This is a genomic window from Streptococcus mitis (assembly GCF_001579035.1).
GTDB lineage: Bacteria > Bacillota > Bacilli > Lactobacillales > Streptococcaceae > Streptococcus > Streptococcus mitis_J.
The window spans coordinates 72,594-77,729 of record NZ_KQ970290.1; the positions used below are offsets into that span (position 1 = coordinate 72,594).

The 5,136-nt window shown below is 38.3% G+C and carries 3 protein-coding genes; all 3 read right to left on the minus strand.

Annotated elements, in window-relative coordinates:
* Nucleotides 1-280: 280 nt before the first annotated feature.
* Nucleotides 281-2,239 (minus strand): peptide ABC transporter substrate-binding protein, encoded by a 1,959-nt coding sequence (locus SMIDD26_RS08540; RefSeq protein WP_061439829.1) that lies wholly within the window; start codon nt 2,237-2,239, stop codon nt 281-283.
* A 226-nt stretch (nt 2,240-2,465) separates the two neighbouring features.
* Nucleotides 2,466-4,433 carry a peptide ABC transporter substrate-binding protein gene (locus SMIDD26_RS08545; protein WP_061439830.1) on the minus strand — a complete coding sequence of 656 codons (1,968 nt, stop codon included), beginning with the start codon at nt 4,431-4,433 and terminating at the stop codon, nt 2,466-2,468.
* Between the two features lie 274 nt (nt 4,434-4,707).
* A partial coding sequence (locus SMIDD26_RS08550; RefSeq protein WP_246747005.1) for an alpha-amylase family glycosyl hydrolase occupies nt 4,708-5,136 on the minus strand: 429 nt, incomplete at its 5' end.

A 5,136-nucleotide genomic window follows, 5' to 3' on the forward strand; every position in this document is an offset into this window, starting at 1 on the left:
ATAGTCTCTCCCTTATCATTTATCTTTGCATCTCCTTAACTATAGTAAAAGAGAGAATCTTATACTTCTCTTCAAACCACGTCAGCGTCCATCTGCAACCTCAAAACAGTATTTTGAGCTGACTTCCCAGTTACTCTTTAATTTTTATTGAGTATTCGTTTCAATCTATTTTAGCACAAAACAAATCATTTCTCAGTTTTCAATAGCCGAGTGATTTAAAAAGACAAGCACCAAAACTGATGTTTGTCTTTATGATTTTGCTTGAAAAGGCTATTTCTAACTATTTAACATGTTTTTCTGCTTCTTTTTGGGCTTTTTCGATTGCTTTTTTGCTTTCTTGCTCCCATTTGGTCTTAGCTTCTTCAAACTGTTTGGTCGTCACAGTGTCTTTTTGCAGTTTCATGTACTTATAGTTATTGCCATCACCCTTGATACCAACCAATGAATACCCTCTTGTAAATGGCGTTACTTTGGTTACAGATGCTGTTCCACCACTTGACATAGCTGACATAATCAGAGAATTGTCAATCATCCAAGCCTGTGCTTCAGCATATTTTTCATAGCGTTTGGCTACATCTTTGTTTTCACTATCTGCATCTTTGAGCATCTTAGTGTAGGTATCCAGACCTAGACTAGTGATTTTTTCCTTGTCTTCCTTAGCATCTAGTCCAAAAATCTTAAGGTAGAATCCATCCTCTGCATTGAAAGGATTGAGATAAGTTGATGGATCCTGATAGTCACCTACCCAGCCATCAAAGTTCAAATCATAGTCACGATCAGCTGCTGTTGGCGCTAAGAAGGCTACGTTATTAAAATCATCTGTTGAAAGTTGCTGAACATCAATGACAATGTTATCAGCACCCAAAACTGACTCAAGGGTCTGCTTAACTGAGTTCATGCCTGTCACAGCATTTTTACTTGTCTGATCAACAGCCACATCCAAGTGAATAGGGAAAGTCACACCTTGACTTGCCAATTCTTTTTTAGCTTCCGCAAATTTTTCTTGGGCTTTTTCTTTGTTGAAATAGGCATCCTGAGCATCTGCCAAGTTAATATCTGACCATTCTGTGCCATAGTTGACCAATTTAGAAGCAACTACTTCTCCAAAGGTCTTGTCTCCAACTTGGACAAATGTAGGAGGTACCAGGGTGTTTCGAAGGGTCTTGCTAGCTGCTTCTTCTCCATTTGACTGGGCAGAATAGGCTGTGCGGTCCAAGGCGAAGTTCACTGCTTGGCGGAAGTTCTTGTTCAAGACAGCTGTCTCAGTTGACTTCTTCTGCTCATCTGTCGTTTTAGATGTATGGTTGTAGGCCTTACGATTGACGTTGAAATTGAAGTACCAAGAAGTCTTGTCCTGCAAGCTATAGACGATATTATCCTTATATTTTTCCTTGGTCTTAGCGAAGTTAGAACTATTTGGATAAACCCCAGCGATTGAATAAGCTCCACTTTCAAAGTTACGGATAGTCAATTCTTGGTCTGAGCCATCAAAGTAAGCTAATTTCACATGTTCAATTGATACTTTGTCATGATCATAGTAATGCGGGTTCTCCACATACTCGATAGATGATTTTGATGTGAAATCTTTTAACAAATAAGGTCCACTGTAGAGAATGCTATCTGGAGATAGGGTACCAAAATCTTTCCCTTTTGAATTTAAAAACTCTTCATTTACCGGGAAAAGAATACTATTGGTTGTTTTTGAGTTCCAGTAAGGTTCTGGGCGTGCCAAAGTATACTCAACAGTCTGGTCGTCAATGGCCTTCACCCCAACCTTAGAAAAGTCAGAATCCGCTCCTGTAATATAATCATTCAAGCCCTTGATCGAGTTTTGAACCAAGTCAATGGCCTGTGATTTATTATCCACTGCATACTTAATACCTGTCACAAAATCTTGTGCCTTGACTGGGGCATACTCTTCACCGTCAGCTGTGAACCATTTGGCATCTTTTCTCAATTTGTAGGTATAAGTCAGACCGTCGCTCGAAACAGACCAGTCTTCTGCCAAAGATGGAACTAGGTTTCCATGGTTGTCATTTTCAAGCAAACCATCAACTAGGTTGGTAATGATAGCCGTATTATCAGCGTAGTAGTCTAATAGATAGTTAAATGTAGTTGGATTTCCACTAAAGGTTGATGAGTAAGTTTTTGTATCTGAACCTGATTGTCCGCAAGCAGCTAAAAGCAAAGCAGCCGCAAAAGTCAGGCCTGCACTAAGGACACGCTTTTTTGTAGTCATCTTCTTTCTCCTTTATGTTAGTTTTTATAACATAAGTTTATTTTACCAAAATAGTGGGAATTTGTAAAGTTAATTGAATTTTGAGAATGAAAGTTTATAAACTTTAGTCATAAAAAAACAAAGGATTTCTGTCTTTCATACAGTCCTCCCTTGTTTTTATGCGATTTATCATTTAAATATCAATGAATTAACTGATAACCTAACGAAAGCAAGATTCTCATTCACATTATTTTATGTGCTTTTCTAAATCCTTTTGATACTGAGCATTCGATTCCAGTTTTTCCTTTTGCCACTTTTTGAAGGCCGCATCATACTCTTTAGTTGTCACAATATCATTTTGAAGTTCCATTCCTTTAAAAATAAATGGATCCCCCTTAATACCGACCTGTGAATAAGCTTTGGTAAATGGAACAGTACGACTAACCATAGGAGAGCCCCCTGAAGAAGCAACTGGAATAAGAAGTGAACTATCAGTAACCCAAGCCTGTGCTTTGGCATACTTTTCGTATCGTTTATCAAGATTACTTGTCTCAGAAGCCGCATCATCCAAGAGCTTCTTGTATTCATCCAAGCCAACTTTCGCCACAACTTCAGAATCCTTGCCCTTTGTTATACCTAGATGTTTCAAGGCAGAACCCTTCTTAGCATCTAAAATATTGAGATAAGTTGCTGGATCTTGGTAATCTGGTCCCCAACCTGTTCCGTTCAAATCATAATCTTTTTGGGTTGGAACTTTAGCTTGAGAAGTAATACTTTCCTTCTCATTATCTGTCATTTGAAGAACATCTATAATGACATTCTCCGTTCCAAGTGTTTCTTCAATTGATTGTTTTAGCGAATTGGTTTGTTGAACTGCAACTACATCAGTTTGCTCAACAGGCACATCCAAATGAATCGGGAAACTCACTCCCTTAGCTTGCAATTCTGACTTCGCTTTTTCAAATGCAGACTTGGCCTTTGTTGGATTGTAAATTGTATCCTTACCATCTGTGAGAGTCACATCTTTCCACTGTTCTCCATATTTCAGTAGTTCATCCTGAGCCAACTGTCCGAAGGTCTTCCCAGCTACTTGAACATAGTTATCTGGCACTAGACTATTACGAATAATCTTATCCGCACCCTCTTCACCGTTTAATTGAGCTGTATAGGCGTGGCGATTAAATGCAAAATTAAGAGCCTGACGGAAGTTCTTATTGAGAAGAGCTTCTTTTGTTGATGTTTTTTGTGACTCATCTGTTTTAGCTGTTTTATTGTAAGACTGGCGGTTTACGTTCACAGTGAGGTAGTAGCTTGTTGCCTCTTGTGGACTATAGACAATCTTATCTCCGTACTCTTTCTTAGTTGACTCAAAGTTTGAGCTTGCTGGAAAAAGACGTGCAGTGGTATAGGCACCTTGTGTAAAGCTACGAATTAAGGATTCTTGATCTGAACCATCATAGAATGTCAATTTAACATTATCAATTTTGACATTGTCCTTATCCCAATAGTTAGGATTTTTTTCATATTCAATCACAGATTTAGAAATCAAAGATTTCAAAAAATATGGGCCATTGTAAAGAATACTTGATGGAGTTGGCGCTCCGTAATCCTTGCCTGTTGCATTCAAAAATTCTTCATTTACAGGAAGCATGGTTGCAGTGGTTACTTTAGAGTTCCAAAAACTTTCTGGTTTATTAAGGGTATATTCTACCGTATAATCGTCAAGAGCCTTCACACCTACAGTTGAGAAGTCGTTTGTCTCACCACTAACATAAGCCTCTAATCCTTTGATGGATTTCTCAACCAAAGAAAGACCATCAGATTTTCCATCTGCTGCATGTTTCAGACCTGTAACAAAATCCTGAGCTTTGACTTCCGCATACTCCTCTCCTTCAGAAGTATACCACTTCACACCTTTACGTAGTTTGTAGGTATAAGTCAAACCATCTTTAGAAACTGACCAATCCTCTGCTAGAGAAGGAATGAGATTCCCATATTTATCATTCTCTAAAAGACCGTCGACGACATTACCTATTACGTCAGAAGTTGAACTTTTACTTGTAAGGCTATAATCCAAGGATGATGGATCAACTGCATAAACATAAGAAAATGTTTTGGGAGCATCTGCATTCTTTTCACTTTTCCCACAAGCTGTTAAAAGAATGGCTGTGCTCAAGGTCACTCCTGCTCCTAAGAGCCACTTTTTCGATTGCATAAATAATCTCCTTCAAAATAGTATTTTCACTATTATACCCTATTTTTTTATAAATGCAAGACTTCTTGTAGAATTTGTTAGAAAATTCTAACAAATGTTTTTAAAAGAGTTTTTACACAACTTTTAGCAAAAAGAGGCTGGGAAAAAAGTCCTTAAAACAAAAAACGCATAATATCAAGTCAGTACAATGAAAACCTTGGTACTATGCGTTTTATTGTGGGAAGATTTACTTCATTTTCTCCTGAAGTCGAGTTTTTGCCCAATCTCTCTCATTTTAGTCAGTCAATTCCACACAGAAAGCATCCCATGGAGCTAAGATTTGTTTTTCAAAGACTTCTTGAGCTAGGGTGTTTTCAATCAAGACAGATTTAACGTTTCCTTCTACGATCAAGTCTTGCTTTTCATTGGACAAGTTAGCTACGACTAGGAATCGACGGTCCCCATCTTTACGGATATAAGCAAAGACCTTGTCAGCCGTGTCAAGTAATTCAAAGTCAGCTCGAATCAGCCAGCTGTTCTCCTTACGGATTTGGACCAACTTCTGATAAGTATAGAAAATAGAATCTGGATTTGCCAGCGCTTCTTGAACATTGATTGCTTGATAGTTTGGATTAACTGCCAACCAAGGTTGACCTGTTGAGAAACCAGCGTTTTTGCTCTCGTCCCATTGCATGGGGGTACGGGCATTGTCACGTCCAATGAC

Excerpts from the sequence above, each read along its gene's own strand:
- SMIDD26_RS08540 (WP_061439829.1), bottom strand. The coding sequence starts at position 2,239 with ATGACTACAAAAAAGCGTGTCCTTAGTGCAGGCCTGACTTTTGCGGCT.
- SMIDD26_RS08545 (WP_061439830.1), bottom strand. The coding sequence starts at position 4,433 with ATGCAATCGAAAAAGTGGCTCTTAGGAGCAGGAGTGACCTTGAGCACA.